At 29.9% G+C, this 19,156-nt stretch carries 16 protein-coding genes and 1 pseudogene; 15 read left to right on the forward strand and 2 right to left on the reverse strand.

All coding sequences use genetic code 11. The annotated features are described in order from the left end of the window. The first annotated feature begins 4 nt into the window (after positions 1-4). The 13 genes from WAO56_RS02215 to WAO56_RS02275 all read left to right on the forward strand — a co-directional run bounded on the left by WAO56_RS02215 (position 5) and on the right by WAO56_RS02275 (position 14,102). A complete protein-coding gene (locus tag WAO56_RS02215) occupies positions 5-139 on the forward strand; it encodes a cell wall-binding repeat-containing protein (protein ID WP_422146231.1) in 135 nt (44 codons plus the stop codon). A gap of 739 nt (positions 140-878) precedes the next feature. Then, positions 879-2,471 (forward strand): hypothetical protein, encoded by a 1,593-nt coding sequence (locus tag WAO56_RS02220; protein ID WP_422143586.1) that lies wholly within the window; start codon positions 879-881, stop codon positions 2,469-2,471. A gap of 89 nt (positions 2,472-2,560) precedes the next feature. Further along, positions 2,561-3,391 carry a histidinol-phosphatase HisJ family protein gene (locus tag WAO56_RS02225; RefSeq protein ID WP_422143585.1) on the forward strand — a complete coding sequence of 277 codons (831 nt, stop codon included), beginning with the start codon at positions 2,561-2,563 and terminating at the stop codon, positions 3,389-3,391. A gap of 117 nt (positions 3,392-3,508) precedes the next feature. Next, a complete protein-coding gene (locus WAO56_RS02230) occupies positions 3,509-4,216 on the forward strand; it encodes a DUF554 domain-containing protein (RefSeq protein WP_422146230.1) in 708 nt (235 codons plus the stop codon). Between the two features lie 78 nt (positions 4,217-4,294). Beyond that, positions 4,295-5,302, forward strand: coding sequence for a LacI family DNA-binding transcriptional regulator (locus WAO56_RS02235; protein WP_422143583.1), 1,008 nt, complete (start codon positions 4,295-4,297; stop codon positions 5,300-5,302). A 105-nt stretch (positions 5,303-5,407) separates the two neighbouring features. Beyond that, on the forward strand, positions 5,408-6,481 hold the full coding sequence (locus tag WAO56_RS02240) for a BMP family ABC transporter substrate-binding protein (RefSeq protein WP_422143582.1): 1,074 nt from the start codon (positions 5,408-5,410) through the stop codon (positions 6,479-6,481). A 47-nt stretch (positions 6,482-6,528) separates the two neighbouring features. Beyond that, entirely contained in the window at positions 6,529-8,040 is a 1,512-nt protein-coding gene (locus WAO56_RS02245; RefSeq protein WP_422143581.1) for an ABC transporter ATP-binding protein, read from the forward strand. Then, positions 8,037-9,086 (forward strand): ABC transporter permease, encoded by a 1,050-nt coding sequence (locus tag WAO56_RS02250; RefSeq protein ID WP_422143580.1) that lies wholly within the window; start codon positions 8,037-8,039, stop codon positions 9,084-9,086. The genes WAO56_RS02245 and WAO56_RS02250 overlap by 4 nt, the downstream gene beginning before the upstream one ends. Continuing rightward, positions 9,067-9,999, forward strand: a complete 933-nt coding sequence (locus WAO56_RS02255) for an ABC transporter permease (RefSeq protein ID WP_422143579.1) — start codon at positions 9,067-9,069, stop codon at positions 9,997-9,999. Before WAO56_RS02250 ends, WAO56_RS02255 begins: the two co-directional genes overlap by 20 nt. A gap of 10 nt (positions 10,000-10,009) precedes the next feature. Further along, a complete protein-coding gene (locus tag WAO56_RS02260) occupies positions 10,010-10,945 on the forward strand; it encodes a nucleoside hydrolase (RefSeq protein WP_422143578.1) in 936 nt (311 codons plus the stop codon). A 9-nt stretch (positions 10,946-10,954) separates the two neighbouring features. After that, positions 10,955-12,214: a M20 family metallopeptidase gene (locus WAO56_RS02265; RefSeq protein ID WP_422143577.1), complete on the forward strand. Its 1,260-nt coding sequence runs from the start codon at positions 10,955-10,957 to the stop codon at positions 12,212-12,214. 10 nt (positions 12,215-12,224) lie between these two features. Then, positions 12,225-12,968, forward strand: a complete 744-nt coding sequence (locus tag WAO56_RS02270; protein WP_422143576.1) for a glutamine amidotransferase — start codon at positions 12,225-12,227, stop codon at positions 12,966-12,968. Positions 12,969-12,980: 12 nt separating this feature from the next. Next, a complete protein-coding gene (locus WAO56_RS02275) occupies positions 12,981-14,102 on the forward strand; it encodes a M20 family metallopeptidase (RefSeq protein WP_422143575.1) in 1,122 nt (373 codons plus the stop codon). 432 nt (positions 14,103-14,534) lie between these two features. Here WAO56_RS02275 and WAO56_RS02280 read toward each other — a convergent pair. After that, a pseudogene (locus WAO56_RS02280) lies at positions 14,535-15,565 on the reverse strand (IS6 family transposase). 121 nt (positions 15,566-15,686) lie between these two features. On the opposite strand from WAO56_RS02280, the gene WAO56_RS02285 reads away from it, so the two are divergent. Together WAO56_RS02285 and WAO56_RS02290 are read left to right on the forward strand one after the other, a co-directional pair. Continuing rightward, positions 15,687-16,202: a nitroreductase family protein gene (locus WAO56_RS02285; protein ID WP_422143574.1), complete on the forward strand. Its 516-nt coding sequence runs from the start codon at positions 15,687-15,689 to the stop codon at positions 16,200-16,202. Between the two features lie 606 nt (positions 16,203-16,808). Beyond that, positions 16,809-18,776 carry a heavy metal translocating P-type ATPase gene (locus WAO56_RS02290; protein WP_422143573.1) on the forward strand — a complete coding sequence of 656 codons (1,968 nt, stop codon included), beginning with the start codon at positions 16,809-16,811 and terminating at the stop codon, positions 18,774-18,776. A 73-nt stretch (positions 18,777-18,849) separates the two neighbouring features. Here the strand turns inward: WAO56_RS02290 and WAO56_RS02295 are convergent, their stop codons facing one another. Further along, positions 18,850-19,152, reverse strand: coding sequence for a helix-turn-helix domain-containing protein (locus tag WAO56_RS02295; protein WP_422143572.1), 303 nt, complete (start codon positions 19,150-19,152; stop codon positions 18,850-18,852). Positions 19,153-19,156: the final 4 nt, after the last annotated feature.

Genomic DNA, 19,156 nt, shown 5'->3' on the forward strand with positions numbered 1-19,156 from the left:
AGTAATAGCAAGTGGAGAAGTATTCCCAGATGCTATAGTTGGGGCACCATATGCAGCTAAGAACGGTTATCCAATAGTATTATCTAGAAGTAACAATGTTCCAGATGTTGTTATGGACTATGTACTTGGTAACAGATAATTAAATATTGAAGATTTTAAGAAGTAAATCTTTAGGAAATAAAAAATCTCCTTTGTAGTATTACAAGGGAGATTTTTTTAGGATTTTTAGACAAATAAAAAGACGAGAAGTAAATCTCGTCTTTTAAGAAGGAAGTTTGTATATGAAAAAGTTTATTTCTTTAATTATATATTACTCTAAAAAACTTAAATAATTCTTAAAATATAATTATTTTTAATATTTATTTTTAAAACACGTAAAAAGACGAGAGATGAATCTCGTCTTCTTAAAAAGGAAGTTTGTATATGAAAAAGTTTATTAACTTTGATTATATATTACTACAAGAAGCTTAAATAATTCTTAAAATATTAGAAAAAAATATTATATTAATATTTTTACTTATATGTTAACATAAAAAGACGAGAAATAAATCTCGTCTTTTTTTTAAAAGGAAGTTGTATATGAAAAAGTTTATTAACTTTAACTATATATTACATTAAAAGGCTTAAATAATTCTTAAAATATTAACAAAATATTAATATTAGATTTTTTGTTGAAATTGGGTATATATTTAAAGTAATAAGTTATTTAAATATTGTAGTTTTAACTTTGAAAATATAAAAAGATGGGATTAGCACCCATCTCTTTTATTAAAAAGGAAGATAATATGAAAAAAAGTTTTATCTTTATGTTATTAATATACAGTATTTTACTTAAAATATTCTTAAAGATATGTACATAAAACTTAGTGAGGTTATAAATGAAAAGTAAATTTAATATTAAAAACAATTTTTTACTGGCAACGGTAATTGCCTTGGTTATTTCCTTTCTTGTGTTCTATATTTATTTGCCACCAATTAATTTATATTCTATTGATTTTTATATGTTCTTAACAGTAGTAGTTATAATTTTTTTGTTGTCCTATTATGTATTTTACACAAGAAATAAGAAGGATGCTTTTAAATTTTCAAAATTTGGAATTGGAATATTAGTAGTAGCTTGGGGAGTTTACCTTATTATGAACTTGTTTTCTCTAGTTCCCTTTCATGCAAGAAAATATGCCAATATTTTAAAGAAGGAAGAGGGAGTTTTTAGTGAAGACGTGGAGCAGGTTGACTTTGATAGAATTCCTGTTGTAGATAGGGACACGGCAGTTAAGTTAGGCTCTAGAAAAATGGGGGAAATTGAAGATTTAGTTTCCCAATATGATATTGACCAAACTTACAGTCAGGCTACAGTTAATGGTAAGCCTGTAAGAAATACCCCTTTAATTTATTCCGATATTATTAAGTGGATAAAAAACAATAGAAATGGAATTCCATATTATATATCTGTAGATATGGTAGACCAAGAGGTAGAGTTAAAAAAATTGGAGAAGCCAATTAAGTATTCTTTTTCCGATAAATTTTCAAGGGATATTAAAAGACATATGCGTTTTAAATACCCGACAGCCTTAATAGATGAAATAAATTTTGAAACTGATGATAAAGGCCATCCATACTGGGTAGGTTCTACTGTAAAGCCTACTGTTGGTTTAATTGGAGGAATGGATGCAAATTCCGTTATAGTTGTTGATGCAGTTACAGGGGACACCAATAGATATAAGGTAGGAGAGGTTCCAGAGTGGATAGACAGGGTTTATTCAGCTGATAGGGTTCTTGAACAGCTTACTTGGAATGGAAGGTTACAGGGAGGTTTTATTAACCAATATATTGGACAAAAAGGAGTTACTGAGCCAACTGATGGATACAATTACCTTTCTCTAGGAAATGATATTTATCTTTATACTGGAATTACTTCTGTTTTAGCAGATGAGTCTAATATAGGCTTTGTACTTATTAATATGAGGACTAAGGAGACTAAGTTCTTCCCTGTATCATCAGCAGATGAACAATCGGCAATGGCTTCAGCAGAAGGTGCAGTACAGGAAAAAGGCTATAATGCCACCTTCCCAATTTTAATTAATCTGTATAACAGACCAACTTATTTTCTTTCATTAAAGGATAATGCCGGACTAATTAAGACCTTTGCTTTTATTGATGCACAAAACTACCAGAATGTTGCAACAGGAAGTACAATAGAACAGGCCCTGGCTATTTATGACTCAACTAATATAGACAGGGAAATAGATGAATCGGCCTTGGAGGATATGGAAATAACAGTAAGGGAAATCTATCCTGTTACAATAGAGGGAAATACTAGTTATTTCATTAGGGCTGATGGAAGTGAGCTGGTATTTGTAGCTCCAATAAAGGCAAGTACTAAATTACCATTTGTAAAAATTGGTGATAAATTAAATATTACTGGAGAAAATTTAGGAACTCAGTTTAATATTATTTCAATAGAAGATTAAAATTAGCCGGTGCAAATAAGCATCGGCTTGTATTTTAGTAAGGTATAATATATATAATAAATATTATTATAGGTTTAAAGAGGTGGATTATGAAATTAGACTACCATATACATACCGATTATAGTGATGATTCTTGGTATCCGATGGAAAAAGTAGTTAAAGATGCAATTAATTTAGGTTTAAAGGAAATTTGCTTTACAGACCATGTTGATTATGGGGTAAAACTAGATTGGACCGATAAGGGAACTCCTAAAATACATAAGGGTAAGGAAATTAGAAATGTTAATTATGAAAAATATTTTGCAGAAATAGAAGATTTACAAATCAAATATTATAATAAAATCAATATTAAAAGTGGTTTAGAATTTGGAGTACAAGGTCATACAATAGATAAATATGAAAAATTAGTGGGAAAATATCCTATGGACTTTATTTTACTTTCAATTCATCAAGTTAGGGATATGGAATTTTGGACAGGAGAGTTTCAAAAGGGCAAAACAGATGAAGAATGTTATGACGAATATTATGGAGAAATGTTTAAGGTAGTAGAAAACTTTAAGGGATATTCCTGTCTAGCCCATATGGATTTAATTAGAAGGTATTTAGACAAAGAAGTAGATATGTTTAATTATAATAGGGATATAATCAAGAAAATATTAGAAACTGTTATAAGGGATGGTAAGGGTTTAGAATTTAACACCTCTAATGTAAGATATAAGGTAAATGGACTAACTCCATCTATTAAAATTTTAGAGCTATACAGGGACCTTGGTGGTGAGATTATTACTATTGGTAGTGATAGCCATAAAGAAGAGGATTTAGGTTTTGGAGTAGATAAGGCAAAAGAAACTTTAAGGGAAATTGGCTTTAGGTATTTTTCTACCTTTAATAAGATGAATCCTAAATTTCACAAACTATAAATACATAGGGTCAAATATTTAAAGGAGGGTTCCCAATAATCCGTCTTTGACTTTAATGCGTTAAAGATATATACTAAAATGATTAATAGCTTATTATTTTAAATGGAAGTGATAGATTTGGGGACAATAATAAATACAGCCTCAGTAGTTCTAGGGGGAATATTTGGTACATATTTTGGACGTAAAATTTCAAAAAATATTCAAGAGAGCCTTATGAAAATAATAGGAATAGCGGTTTTATTTATTGGAATTACCGGAACCTTACAATATATGCTAGTAATAGATGGAAATAATATTAAGACCCAGGGAACAATGATGTTAATAATTTCCCTTGCCCTTGGAACTATTATAGGGGAATTATTGAAAATAGAAGATAAAATTTATAAACTAGGGCAGTGGATAAAGGGAAAATTCAATAAAAAAGAAGATAATTATTTTGTAGATGGCTTCGTAAATACCTCGTTAATAATTTGTGTAGGAGCCATGGGGATAGTTGGTTCAATACAAAATGGTCTTACAGGAGATTATTCAATGCTGGTGGCTAAGGGAGCCTTGGATTTTGTCATTGTTATGATTAATGGCTCCTTATTTGGAATAGGAGTTGCTTTTGCAGCAATACCTATGTTTATCTACCAAGGAATAATAACTGTAATTGCAATATTAAGTGGCAATTTTATTGGGGCAGAATTAATTAATAATATATCTATGGTTGGTGCAACTTTGGTTTTCTGCATAGGTATAAATTTAATATGGGGAAATAAAATAAAGGTTGGAAATTCCATACCGGCCTTGTTAATTCCCATAATCTATAGTTTGTTTGTTTAAATAATTATAATTTATTATTGTAGAAATAAAAAAAATATAGTATAATTAATTTACTAAAACGTTTTAATAGAGGCTAACATGAAAATAACAATTAAAGATGTGGCTAAAAAAGCTGGAGTATCTACAACCACTGTATCGATGGTGTTAAATAATGCCGATTTTAAAATATCCAAAAAAACTAGAGATAAGGTATTAAAATCTGCTGAAGAATTAAATTATGTACCAAACAAAATAGCAAGAAGTTTAGTAATGCAAAATACTAAGATAATAGCCTTAATAGTTCCTGATATTTCAAATCCCTTTTATCCTGAAATTGCTAAATATGTTGATATTTATGCAAGTAAAAGAAATTATAATGTAATATTAATAAATTCAAATGATATTGAAAATTTAGATGACATTGAAAAGAATTTATTGGCAACTAATTTAATAGATGGTGTACTTGTTGTATCTATTAATATAGCCCAATATATTAAAAATAATAAAAGGTTAAGAAACTTAAAAGTAGTTTATTTAGATGAATTTATTGGGGTATCTGAAGATGCTAACACATATATAGTATCTGGGGATAGTGAAAAGGGCGGGTATTTGGCAGGAAAGTATCTTTTAGAACTAGGACATAGAAATATAGGTTGTGTTATAGGACCAAGGGGAACATTTAATTCCAATAGGAGATTGTCAGGATTTTTAAATTCATTTATGGAAGAAGGTTTGTATTTAAAACCAGAAAATATAGTTCATGGAAATTACACTTATTTAGGCGGATATGAAGCGGGGATGTATCTTTTAGAGCAAGGGGTAACTGCAGCATTTTGTTTTAATGACCTTTCTGCTTATGGAGCTATAAAAGCGTTTAGAGAAAAAAATAAAAATGTACCAGATGATATTTCTGTAATAGGATATGATAATTTATATATGACAGAGTTTATAGAACCTTATTTAACAACGGTTGATCAGAATTCTATGGAAATAGCTAAAGAAGCAACTAATTTATTGATAGACCAAATAGAGAATAAAAAAATAAAGAATAAGGAAATTTTGGTAGCACCTAAACTAATAAAACGTGACACCACTATAGCCTTATAATATTTTTAAACAAATTAGTAAAACGTTTTAATAAATAAACTAAGGAGGTTGGAAATTTTAGGCAAATTAGTAAAACGTTTTAATAAATAAATTTAGGAGGGTAAGATGAAAAAAAGAGTTTTAATATCTATGTTATTAGTAATAGCATTACTATTAGGAGCTTGTGGTAATGGTAAAGAAGCTGGTAAGGAAACTGGTAATGGTAAAGAAGGAGATAAAAAGATCAGAGTTGCTTTAGTATTAGCAGGATTTTTGGGAGATAAATCTTTTAACGATTCAGCTTATGAAGGAGTAGAAAGAGCATTAGAAGAATTTGGTGAGGAAAATTTTGAAATTAAAGTTTTGGAATCCAAAGTTGCAGCTGATTGGGAAACTAATTTAATAACAATGGCTAATGATGGATATGATTTAGTATTGGGGATTTCTACTCAATTACAGGAGATCATAGAAAAACATGCTAAAGATTATCCAGATGTTAAATTTGGGATAATTGATGGTGTAGTAAAGGGCGATAATGTTGTATCTGCAACATTTGCACAAAATGAAGGGTCATTTTTAGCAGGAGCTGCCGCTACTATGTTTACAACTAAAACAGAAATTGAAAATGTAAATGAGGAAAAGGTTATTGGATGGGTTGGCGGTATGGATGTCCCAGTTTTAAGAGATTTTTTAACTGGATATGAACAAGGAGCGAAATACATAGACCCAGATGTAAAAATACTAAGTTCTTTTGCAGGTACTTTTAATGATCCTTTAAAGGGAAAAGAGTTAACTTTGGCACAATACAGTCAAGGCGCTGATATAGTAATGAACGTAGCATCAAATACAGGAAATGGTATATTAGAAGCTGCTAATGACACAGGAAATTATGCAATAGGTGTAGATTTAGATCAAGATTCTGTTTATCCTGGAAGAATTTTAACTTCCATGTTAAAAAGAGTGGATGTTGCAAGTTATGAAATGATAAAGTCTGTTTATAACAATGAATTCGAAGGTAATAAAACTTTAAGAATGGACGTGGCTAGTGATGGTGTAGGCTTAACGGATATGTCAGTAATAAAAGAAAGCTTAGGGGATAAATTTCCTGAAGATATACTTGAGAAGGTTGCAGAATTATCAGAAGCTATTAAATCTGGAGAAATAGTAGTTGAATCATATGAGGGCTTCGAAACAGAATAATGGAATTAGCAAGTTTTTAACTTGCTAATTTATATTAGGAGATAAATATGAAAAAATTAATAGAAATGAAGGATATTGTAAAGACATTTCCAGGAGTAACAGCAATATCAAATGGTAAATTCGATTTAATAGAAGGGGAGATCCATTCCTTAATTGGTGAAAATGGTGCTGGGAAATCAAGTTTGATGAAAATTTTATATGGATTATATCCAGCGGATTCAGGAACTATTATTGTTAAGGGAAAGGAATTTAAAGATTTTTCTACTAAGGAAATAATAGATGAAAAAATAGGAATGGTTCATCAAGAATTTATGCTAGTTGATGATATGACTGTTTTAGATAATATAATTCTTGGATTTGAACCAAGAAAATCTTTAAATAGAATTGATTTTAAAAAATCAGAAATCATTATTAAAGAATACATAGATAACTATGGATTAGATATACAATTAAACAAAAAAGTTAAAGATATATCAGTTGGAGAAGCTCAGAGAGTTGAAATAATAAAGACTTTATACAGAGGAGCGGATATCTTAATATTAGATGAACCTACGGCTGTTTTAACTCCACAGGAAACAATAAAGTTATTTGAAATATTAAGAAAACTCAAAGAAGATAATAAATCAATTGTGTTTATATCCCACAAGTTAAACGAAGTTATGGATATAAGCGATAGAATTACCATAATGAGAAAAAGTGAATATATAACTACTGTAAACAAAGAAGATACTAGTGAAAGAGAATTAGCTAAGCTTATGGTAGGTAGAGAGGTATTTTTAAATATAGAACATAAGGAGTCTAATCCTGGTGAAGATGTTCTCGAAATAGAAAGTGTATATATTCCTGGAGATAGAGAAATTTCTAAAATAAGAGGGTTATCCCTGAATGTTAAATCTGGAGAAGTTTTAGGCTTAGCGGGAATAGACGGAAATGGACAAGCTGAGTTAGTAGAAGCTATTACAGGCTTGAGAAAAACTGAAAAAGGGAAGATTATTTTAGAAGGTAAAGAGATAAGCAATCTTAGTACTAGAAAAATTAGAAACTTGGGAGTTTCTTTGATTCCAGATGATAGAAATAAGAGAGGATTAAATAGAAGGTTTTCAATTAGAGAAAATTTAATTGGTTTAAAGTATAATAATGAGCTCAGTAGGGGGATTTTTATAGATGAAAAGAAGTCTGAGGAATTTTCTGAAAAGCTAGTTGAAGATTATGATATACGTCCAAGAAATGTTGAAAGTAGCGCCGAATTTTTAAGTGGTGGTAATGCTCAAAAAATTGTAGTTGCTAGAGAAATCTCTTCTGAAGGTAGATTACTCATAGCTAGTCAACCTACTAGAGGGGTTGATATAGGTGCTATTGAAATGATCAGAAAAAAAATTAATGAAGAAAAAGCAAAAGGAAAGGCTATTCTACTAATATCAGCTGATTTAGAGGAAATTTTAGCTTTATCTGATCGTATAGCGGTTATATTTGAAGGCAAGATTACTGGAGAATTACAAGTACACGAGGCTACTGAGGAGAAACTAGGAATGCTTATGGCAGGAGGAACTGTACAATGAAAAAAAAGACATATATAAATATTGTTATTTCCATTATAGTTGCCCTTTTAATAGGAGCCGTTATTATAGGGGTAATGGGTTATAATCCTGTAACAAGCTATATAGAACTATTTAAAGGTGCGTTAATAGGGAAATTTAATTTTGGTGGTACTCTGGAGAGATTTGTTCCTCTAATGCTTGCGGCTCTAGCTTTTGCTGTTGCTCAGCAGGTAAATATGGCTAATGTTGGTGTTGAAGGAGAGATATACCTAGGTGCTATTACTGCTGCATGGGTAGGATATGCAATAACAGGGTTACCAAAAATGGTCCATGTTCCATTAGCATTATCATTAGCAGCCATAATAGGTGCACTTTGGGCAGCTATTCCAGGGGTTTTAAAAGCTTACTATGGAGTTAGTGATGTTTGTACAACTATTTTATTAAATTATGTTGCCACATATATTACATCATATTTAGTAAATAATCCTATGTCGGCAGGGAAAGGAGTTGCACAAACACCACAAATACAGGAAAGTGCTTCATTGACAAGGATAATGTCTCCAAGCAGAGCTAACACAGGATTATTTATTGCGATAGGAGTAATTATATTAGTATATTTTTTCTTTAAAAAGACTAGGAAAGGATATGAGTACAGAAGTGTTGGATTGAATAATGACTTTAGTGCGTATATAGGTATTCCAGATAAAAAAACTATGGTTAAAGGAATGATGCTTTCAGGTGCTATAGGAGGATTAGCTGGGGGAATTGAAGTATTAGGAATATATGGATATTTTCTTGATGGTTTTTCTACAGGAATAGGATTTGATGGTATGCTAGCATCCTTAATAGCTAAAAATAATATTGCTTTAGTTCCTGTCTTATCAGGTTTTATCGCTATTCTAAAACAGGGAGCTCTAGCTATGGAGAGGTTTACAGGAGTTCCGAAATCATTAATAGATGGACTTATAGCAATGTTCATTTTATTTGCAACAATGGAAGGGTTATTTATAATAAAGAAAAAAATAAGGAAGGATAAGGTGAGCGAAGATGTTGGAAAATCTAAGTAAAATATTCGATTATACCCTAATACATTCAACAATAAGGGCAGCAACACCTATACTTTTCGCTGCTTTATCTGCATGTTTAACCCAACAAGCAAATATTTTAAATGTTGGAACAGAAGGGGTAATGCTCTGCTCTGCTTTTATTGCAGTGGCTATTAGTTATTTAACTGGTAGTTGGATATTAGCTGTGTTAGCTGCAATAGTAGTTGGAGTTATAATTTCTTGGGTTATAGGAGTGGCGCATTTAAAGTATAATGCAGATGTTTTTGCCGTGGGAACGGTAATAAATATGTTAGCCTTAGCTGTAACTAAATTTTTATTAAATGAATGGCTAGGAACAACAGGTAGTTTTTATTCTCAAGAGGTTAAACCTTTGCCCCAGATAAAAATAGGTTTTTTGTCAAAAAATCCAGTTCTTAATAGTTTATTTAATAATTATTCTGTTTTTGAGTTAGTTGGAATTGTTATGGTTTTTGCTTTATGGTATTTGCTGTTTAAAACAGTGTGGGGACTAAGAGTTAGAAGTGTAGGATTAAACCCTATGGCAGCAGAAACAGCTGGTATTAATGTATATAAAACAAAATTTAGAGTGGTATTAATGTCAGGAGTACTAGGAGGACTGGCTGGTGCACACCTATCATTAGGATATTCGAATTTATTTGTAGAAAACATGACAAACGGAAGAGGATTTATGGGAGTTGCAGCTATGTTCTTTGGTGGGATGAACCCTATATTTGCATGGATAGGAACATTGTTATTTGGATTTGCAGACACTATAGGATCTAGATTGCAAGCTTATGGATTGGCTTCACAATTCATTTTAATGATTCCTTATATTGCAACAATAGTTGTATTGACCATATCACTTATAATTGGTAAAAAGAAGAAAGAAAGAGAAAAGAGTTCATTATTATAAAGGAGATATTATGAAAAAAATAATTTTAGATGTTGACCCTGGTCACGATGATGCAGTTGCTATTATATTAGCTGAAGCAGAAGAAAATATTGATGTCCTAGGAATTACAGTTGTATCTGGAAATAATTCTTTAGAAAATACATTAAATAATACATTAAAAATTTGTACCCATTTAAAAATAGATACCCCAGTTTATTCAGGAATGGATATGCCTATGGTTAGAGATAGATTTTTATCTACAGAATCTATAGGAAATGTTCATGGTGAGACAGGATTAGATGGGCCTGTGTTTGGTGAAATAACAAAGAAACCAGAAGATACTCATGCTGTGAATTATATAATAGATACTATTAAAAATTCCAAAGAAAAAATTACCGTAGTGGCTACTGGACCATTATCTAATATTGGTATGAGTTTAAGATTGGAGCCAAAAATAATTGAAAATATTGAGGAAATTGTAATAATGGGCGGAGCATATGGAACAGGAAATGTTACGCCTAGTGCAGAATTTAATATTATTGCAGATCCTGAAGCAGCACATGTAGTTTTTAGTAGTGGTTTACCTATAGTTATGATGGGATTGGATCTAACAAGACAAGCAAAAGCCACTAAAGAAGTGGTAGATAAAATAGGAACAGTTGGCAATAAAGCATCAAAATTGATAGTTGACTTAATGGAGTTTTTTACAAAAACTCAAAAAGACTTTTTTGGTTGGGAAGCTCCTCCAGTTCATGACCCAACTACGATTGCATATTTAATAGATCCTAGTATGTTTGAATTTGTAGAGTGTAATGTACAGATTTCATTAGAACATGGTATGACTTATGGAAGAACTGTATGTGATATGCATCATGCAACAGAATTACCTAGAAATACAAAGGTAGCTACTAAAATAGATTTTGATAAATTCTGGAATTTAGTTTATGAAAATGTAAAAAAATATTAAGGAGTTCTTATGGAATTATTAAAAAAGACCTTAGAGGATAATAAAAATTATTATATAGAAAAGCTTAGGGAATTAATTAGTATAGATACTCAAGTTATTGGACATGGGATAGATGGTGGTAAAGAGAAAAAGGGACAAGAATATTTAGAAAATTTACTTATTCAAATGGAAGCTGATTCTATAGAAAAAGATCAATTAAGAGAGGAAACAATGATTGCTTCTTTAAAAAAACATGATGAAGGAAATCTTGGTCATGATTATGAAGGAAGATATAATTTATTAGCTGAATTTAAAGGAGAAAACAGTTCTAAAAAATTAGTATTTAATGGTCACGTTGATACTATGCCACCAGGAAATATGGAATTATGGAAAACTGATCCATGGACTCCTATTATTAAGGATAATAGAATATATGGTTTGGGAGCTGCTGATATGAAGTCAGGTCTGATGGCATCACTGATGGCAGTTAAGTTAATAAAAGATGCAGGTTTAAAACTACCCATAGATGTTACTTTTACTTCTGTCGTAGATGAAGAAGGTGGTGGCAATGGAAGTATTTCTCTGGTAAATAGAGGCATTACTGGTGATGGAGTAGTTGTATGTGAGCCTTCGGAAAACAATATTAAAGCTGCTCATATGGGATTTGTATTTTTCAATATAAAAGTTAAGGGGAAAGCATTACATTCAGGTTCAAAATGGTTAGGTATAAATGCTATAGAAAAAATGATGTTCTTAATAGATGGACTTATTGAGTTAGAGCACAATTGGTTGATGAGGTATAAGCATGATCTACTACCTCCTCCAACGTTAAATGTAGGGGTTATTAAAGGAGGAAGTGCAGGTTCAACAGTTCCAGATAATTGTGAAATAAATATATGTGTTCATTATCTTCCAGAAATAATGTCAAAGGAACAGGTTGTAAAAGATATTGAAGATAGTATTTATCGAAGAAGCCAAGGTGATTTTTGGTTGAAAGACAATCTTCCGAAAATTAGTATTTATCAAGCGGGAGGATCTTTTGAAACAGACAGAAATAGTTACTTTTTTAAAAAATCTAAAGAATTAATAAATACTGTTATTGAGGATTCTGAAATTGTTGGATCACCAGCTGGAAATGATGCTCGATTATTTCAAAATATTTCAAAAATTCCAACTATTATTGCTGGACCTGGTAATATGGCTCAATGTCATAGTCCTAATGAATATGTAGAAATTGATGAGTATTTAAATTTTATACTGTTTTATGCATTACTGATTTTAAATTTTTAGGAGGAAATAGATGAAAAAAATATTAATAGCTGGAGAATCTTGGGTAACTTATACTATACATCAAAAGGGTTTTGATAGTTTCACTACTACTACTTATGAAGAAGGAGTAATGTGGCTTAAGGATGCTTTTGAAAATAATGGACATGAAGTTAATTATATACCTAATCATAGAGTACAATATGATTTTCCAAACAACTTAGAGGAGATAAGTAAGTATGATGTTGTTATTCTATCAGATATAGGATCTAATACTCTTTTGTTAAAAGATAATGTATTTATATCAGGTAATAAGGATGTAGATAATTGTCAACTAATAAAGGACTATGTATTAAATGGTGGTAGTTTTATAATGATGGGAGGTTATATGGCATTTTCCGGAATAAATGGCACATCTAGGTATGAGATGACTCCTATTGCTGATATATTACCAGTAAAATGTTTAGGAAAAGATGATAGAGCTGAACATCCTGCAGGGGTATATCCTCAAATTTTGAAAGAAGAACATGAGGTATTTAAAGGTATGGAAAAAGAATGGCCTCATTTTCTAGGTTATAATAAAACTATAGCCATTGAAGATTCTGAAATTTTAGCTACCATTGGTGATGATCCTTTTATTGTTGTTAAATCATTTGGAAAGGGTAAATCAGCTGTATTTACATCTGATTGTGCTCCACATTGGGGACCAATGGAATTTGTTGAATGGAAATCATATCCTATTTTATTCAATAATTTAGTAGACTATATAACTAAGTAAAATAATATAATCATGAAAGATTTAGTAGAAATATTAAAAGATATAGTAAAGATCAATAGTATGAATCCACCGGGGAATGAAAATTCAATGGTGGATTACATCTATAATTATTTTAAAGATCACAGGGGAAAATTAATTATAAAACATAAGGAAAACAGAAAGTCGGTTATTATAAAAATTAATGGAAGTACAGATGAGACAGTCAGTTTTATAGGCCATATTGATACTGTTTCTGCTTCAAGGTCAGATGGTTGGAAGTATAAGCCATTAGATCCCGTAGAAGAAAATGGATATATTTATGGTAGGGGTACAAGTGACATGAAAAGTGGTGTTGCTTGTATGATATATTTAGCAAAAAAACTAATAAATGTATCTACAAAAAAAAGTTATCTTTTTGTTTTTACAGCAGATGAAGAACAAGGTGGAATGGGAATTAAAGATATAATGGACAAAGGTGTTTTAGATGATACAGATTTTTTTGTTGTGCCAGAACCAACGAGTTTAAATTTGGGAATTAAAGAAAAGGGAGCATTATGGATTAAATTCATACTTAAAGGAAAATCTTCTCATGGCGCCTTTCCTGAAAATGGAGTAAATGCAATTGATATGAATTATAGCTTAATTTATAAAATAAGAAAATCTTTAGAAGAAATTAATGAAAAAGATAATTTACTTGGTTGGTCAACAATATCAAATAATAAGATTGTAGGAGGAGTGCAGAGTAATATAGTACCAAACTTATGTGAATCTTATCTTGATATCAGATTAACACCAAAAATTTCCAATAAAGAATTTATTAAAATAATAGACTGGGCTATAATGGATATTAAAAAGGAATATGGGCAAGAATCGTCAATAGAATATGAAATTCTAAATGATAGGGAAGCAATAGAAGCTGATTTGGACAATAAATATATTAAAGATTTTAGAGAAATTGTAGAAAAAATAAACCCTGAATTTCAAGAACTTGGAATAAAATATTATACAGATGCTTCAGATATAATTCCCAGATTAAAAAAACCTTTTATTATTTTTGGGCCTGGTGATGAAAATTTATGCCATCAAGTTAATGAAAGAGTTAAAATCAAAAATTTAAAAATTGCATTAAAGATTTATGAAGAATTTATAGTATAGATTTTAGTTTTTCATCGAGGAGGTAAAAAACTATTTAAGTTATTGGCTAATATTTTATTAAATAGTAAACTCTTTTGTATAGGCAGCTATTGCTGCCTTATGTTTTTTTAGACTTACTAAAAATTTATTTTTATTATGACTGTAAAACTAATAAATTTTGTTGGAATTTGTACATTTAATTGATACAATTCCATTATAAGATTAGATTATTATTACATATGTGGACTTAAGAAGAAATAATGTAAACTAATTATGAAAAAATGACACAATATTTATTCACAAAACAAAAAAATAAAAAAATATCTTTTGAATTTCATTAGCTAAAGTATAAATGTTAGTTTTAAAAATTGTCAAGGGTAAAATGAACATGCAAAGCATGCCCTTGAAATTTTCAAGAACAAATATTTTAGAAATATCTAGCTGAAATTCAAATTAAGCAACTAAAAGAAATTTTTTCTTTTGACTTTTTGTTAAATTAAGACCGGCGACCTGAGCAGGAGTAAAATTGTTAAGTCCTGAATGATCTCTAACAAAATTAAAAAAGAAAACAAACATACTAATTAAATTATTGGCTGATTCAAAAGAAGAAAAACCACGTTTAGTCTTATACCAAGCTTTAAATTGACCATGAAATGATTCAATTAAATTATTAGTAATATCATCACTAAAGCTTTTAACACGTATATGATTAACCTTATTGTTGAAAATGGTTTTAATAGGTTGTCTATAGGCACTATAGCAATCAGTAACTATAGAACCAACAGTTCCCATATCTTTAACAGCGTTAATAGAAGTAAAGGCTTCAGTAGAACTTCTACTACGAGAAAGATGATAACCTAAAATAAATCTAGTTTCTGAATCAACAATAAACCAAATATAGTATTTTTCACCACTAATTTTAACAACAGTTTCATCAGCATGCCATTCATCAGAATTAAAATCCATCAAGGGGATTAATCCAAAGAAAGATTATGAAATAGAGGAGCAAATTTTTTACACCAGTTACTAACAGTAGTATGAGAGACCTTGACATTATTAACAATTCTAAGAATAAGGGAAATATTTCTAAAAGAATTCTTACCAATATAAAACATAACAAGGACGTTAATAATTAAATAAACTGGGTATCTCATACCTTTAAAATCCGTTTTACCAACAAGCTTAGACATTGAAGAAGGTAAAATTGAATTGGGTTTAGGTACAAACATAGAGTAGTTACATTTTTTGTCACCATATCTAAAATTAGAATAATAATCATAATCATGGTGAAGAAAAGTAGCCTTACCACAAATAGGACAACGAGGATGATTTTTTAAAACTTTAGTAGACGGATTATCAGGAGCAAATTGGTGATTACAATCCCTACATAAAAATTTTTGAAAACCATACCTATCTTTACCATAACGATAAAAAGAATGAATATTGTTGCACTTTGGACACTTAATTGATACAATTTTTGACATGAGAACTACATCCTTTCTGGGAGATATTGGTTTTGTGTCAAAAACATTGTATCAAACAGAGGTTTGGAGTTCTCATTTTCATTTAAGTTTACAGAACGGATATTTGAATAAGGAGGAAAAAATGGATTTTATTAAGTTAGCCAAGGAAAGGTATTCTGTAAGGGATTATTCTAGTAAAGAAGTAGAGGAAGAAAAAATCAATCAAATATTAGAAGCGGCTAAAGTAGCTCCAACGGCTTGTAATTTTCAACCACAAAAGATTTTTGTTTTAAAAAGTCCGGAGGCTATAGAGAAAATAAGAAAAATTACTAAAAATGCTTACAATGCTCCTCTTGTATTTCTAATTTGTGTTAATGAGGAAGAAAGTTGGCAAAGTCCTTTTGTAGAAGGCTATAATAGTGGAGTAATGGACGGCTCAATTGTTTGTAGTCATATGATGTTAGAGGCAAAGGATTTAGGACTTGATTCTGTATGGGTAGTTTCCTTTGACCCGGAATTAACGAAGAAGGAATTTAATATTCCGGAAAATTTAAGACCGGTTTGTTTACTTCCAGTAGGTTATGCTTCAGAAAATGCAAAACCTTCAGACAATCATAATACTTTTAAAGAAAGAAATGAATTAGTTGAAGAATTGTAAAACGAGAAATATATATTTCTCGTTTTTGTAATTTTAAGGGTAATAAATTTTATCTTTTAAAGTATAATCAACTTTATAACAAAACCTATTGTTAAAATAATTGCTAGGAAGTAGGTGAAAAATATAATAGAATTTTTTTAATATACTTAACTGGCGCTGGATAATTAGTTGAAGAATTTTTATTGGTAATTTCACCTAGTAAAATATAGTCTGTGCCGATACTATAAATTTCGCATAGTTTTATAATATTGTCTATGTCAGGATTTCCTTGGCCAGAGAGAAATTACCTGTTTAGAATTATTTAATTTTCAGCTAGCTCTTCTTGGAAATAGTTTTTCTTTCTTAAAACCTGCAATCTTTTTGAAATCATAATAAGTCCATATTGACTAGTAGATTAGCATAAACTTTAGTGGCATAGACCAATGAAAACCTAATAGTTGTCAATTAAGAGTTACATAAATAATATTTATTAAATTTGTATAAAGATATGTCCATATATATTATTCCTTAATTAATTATAGTCATAATTATATAGTAATTGACATTTACTTAAACATATGATTAAATATTCATATGAACAAAGACTAATATAAGGGCGTGAGTATAATGAAAGATAGTTATAATAAAAAAATTAGTAATCATAGTCATGAACATAAACATGAACATGAGCATCAACATAAACATGAGCATGAACATAGTCATGGCAGCATGGGGCCAATTTTATATATAATTGGTTTAATACTATATTTAATAGCTTTATTTTATAAATTCCCTTCTGATATTTTTAACAAAATTTTATATTTAGCTTCTATTTTATTTGCAGGTTATCATGTTATTGGTGAAGGATTTGGTGATACTATAAGGGACACTGTTAGCAAGAAGAGATTTTCACCTAATATTCATCTCCTAATGACCTTAGCAGCAGTAGGGGCAATTTTAATTAATAATTTTGAAGAGGCTGCACTTTTAATATTGATTTTTGCAGGTGCACATTTTCTAGAGGATTATGCAGAGGGAAAAAGTAAAAGGGAAATTACCAACTTATTAAAAATGACACCAACAGAAGCTAGGTTAGTTCAAGAAGATGGAAGTATAAAAATAGTTTCAATTGAAGAATTATCTATTGGAGATGAGGTTCAGGTTTTAAATGGAGATCAAGTTCCAACTGATGGTAAAATTATTTCCGGTTCAACTTCTATTGATGAGTCAGCCATAACCGGTGAAAGTATTCCTAAGGAAAAAAATATTGGTGACCTGGTATTTGGAAGTACAATTAATGGTACTGGAACTTTTAAAATGGTAGTTACTAAGGACAGTTCAGAAACTGTCTTTGCAAAAATATTAGAATTAGTAAATCAGTCACAAAAGAATTTAACAAAAACAGCTAGTAAAATTAAAAAAATAGAGCCTATTTATGTAACAGTTGTTTTGGTCTTGTTTCCTCTTATTATTATAATGGGACTTATGATTTTTAATTGGGGTTGGAATTTAAGTTTCTATAGGGGAATAGTATTTCTTATTTCAGCTTCTCCATGTGCCTTAGCAGCCAGTGCAATTCCGGCAACTTTATCTGGAATATCAAATCTTGCAAAAAAAGGAGTGCTATTTAAAGGTGGTTCTTATTTATCTAATTTAAATTATATAAAGGCAATTGCTTTTGATAAAACCGGTACTTTAACTGAAGGAAAGCCAAAAGTTACAGATTTTTATTTATTAGAAAACATAGAAAAGGAAAAAATAATAAATATTGTAGTTACAATGGAAAAAAATTCTAACCATCCTTTAGCTACAGCTATTGTAAATTATTTTGACAATAATATAGAGGAATTAGATATTGAAATAAAAAATATAATTGGAATGGGAATAGCGGCAAAGTATAATGGAGTTTTATATAAAGTAGGGAAACCTACAGGTTTTACTAAGGTAAATAAAGAAATTGAAAATAGAAGGAATTTATTTGAAAAAGAAGGCAAGACTGTAGTTTATATTGTAGAAGATAATCAGGTAGTAGGCCTAATAGCCTTAATGGATTTACCTAAAGAAAATTCTAAAACAGCTATTAACTATTTTAAATCACAAAATATTCACACTGTATTAGTTACAGGGGATTCTGAAAAAGTAGGAAAGGCTGTAGGGGATATTTTAAATATAGATGAAGTTATAGCAAATGTACTGCCTGAAGAAAAATCCCTTGTAATAGAAAAATTAAAGGAAAAATATGGTATTGTTGGAATGACAGGTGATGGGGTAAATGATGCTCCTGCTTTAGTTAAGGCAGATATTGGAATTGCCATGGGAGATGGAACAGACATTGCCATAGACGCTGCAGATGTTGTATTAACAAATAATGATTTATTAAAATTAAGCTATGCCCATACTGTTTCAAAGCGTTTAAATAAAATAGTAGTGCAAAATATTGTTTTTTCAATGGCAATAGTAGTTTTGCTGGTAGTTTTAAACTTTATTGGAAAAATGGATATAGCTTTAGGGGTAATTGCCCATGAGGGAAGTACCTTAATAGTTATTATAAATGGATTAAGACTTTTAATTCCAACGAAGGAAAAAGACCTTTAAAGGAGTTATAGATTTTATGGAAAAATAAAAGCCCTTCTAATAAAAAATAGAAGGGCTTTTAAATCATAAAATATTAGTTAAATAGTATTCTTATTGCAGCAATTATAACAAATAAGAAGACTCCTAGAGTTATTACCGATAAAACTAGCATTAATATTTTAAAGAAAAAGTCTGAACTGCTTTTTCCAGTTAACAAGTAGTCAGTGGAAGTTCTATAAATTTTACTTAATTTAATTAAATTATCTATGCTGGGTTCTTCTTCGCCATTTTCCCAACTAATAATTTCTTCTGTGGAAATATCCAAATCCTTTGCTAAATTTTCTAAGTCGATTTTTTGTTTTTCCCTTACTATTTTTAATCTTTCATGAAATTCCACTATA

The sequence above is a fragment of the Miniphocaeibacter sp. genome (assembly GCF_049276255.1).
Classification (GTDB): Bacteria; Bacillota; Clostridia; order Tissierellales; family Peptoniphilaceae; genus Miniphocaeibacter.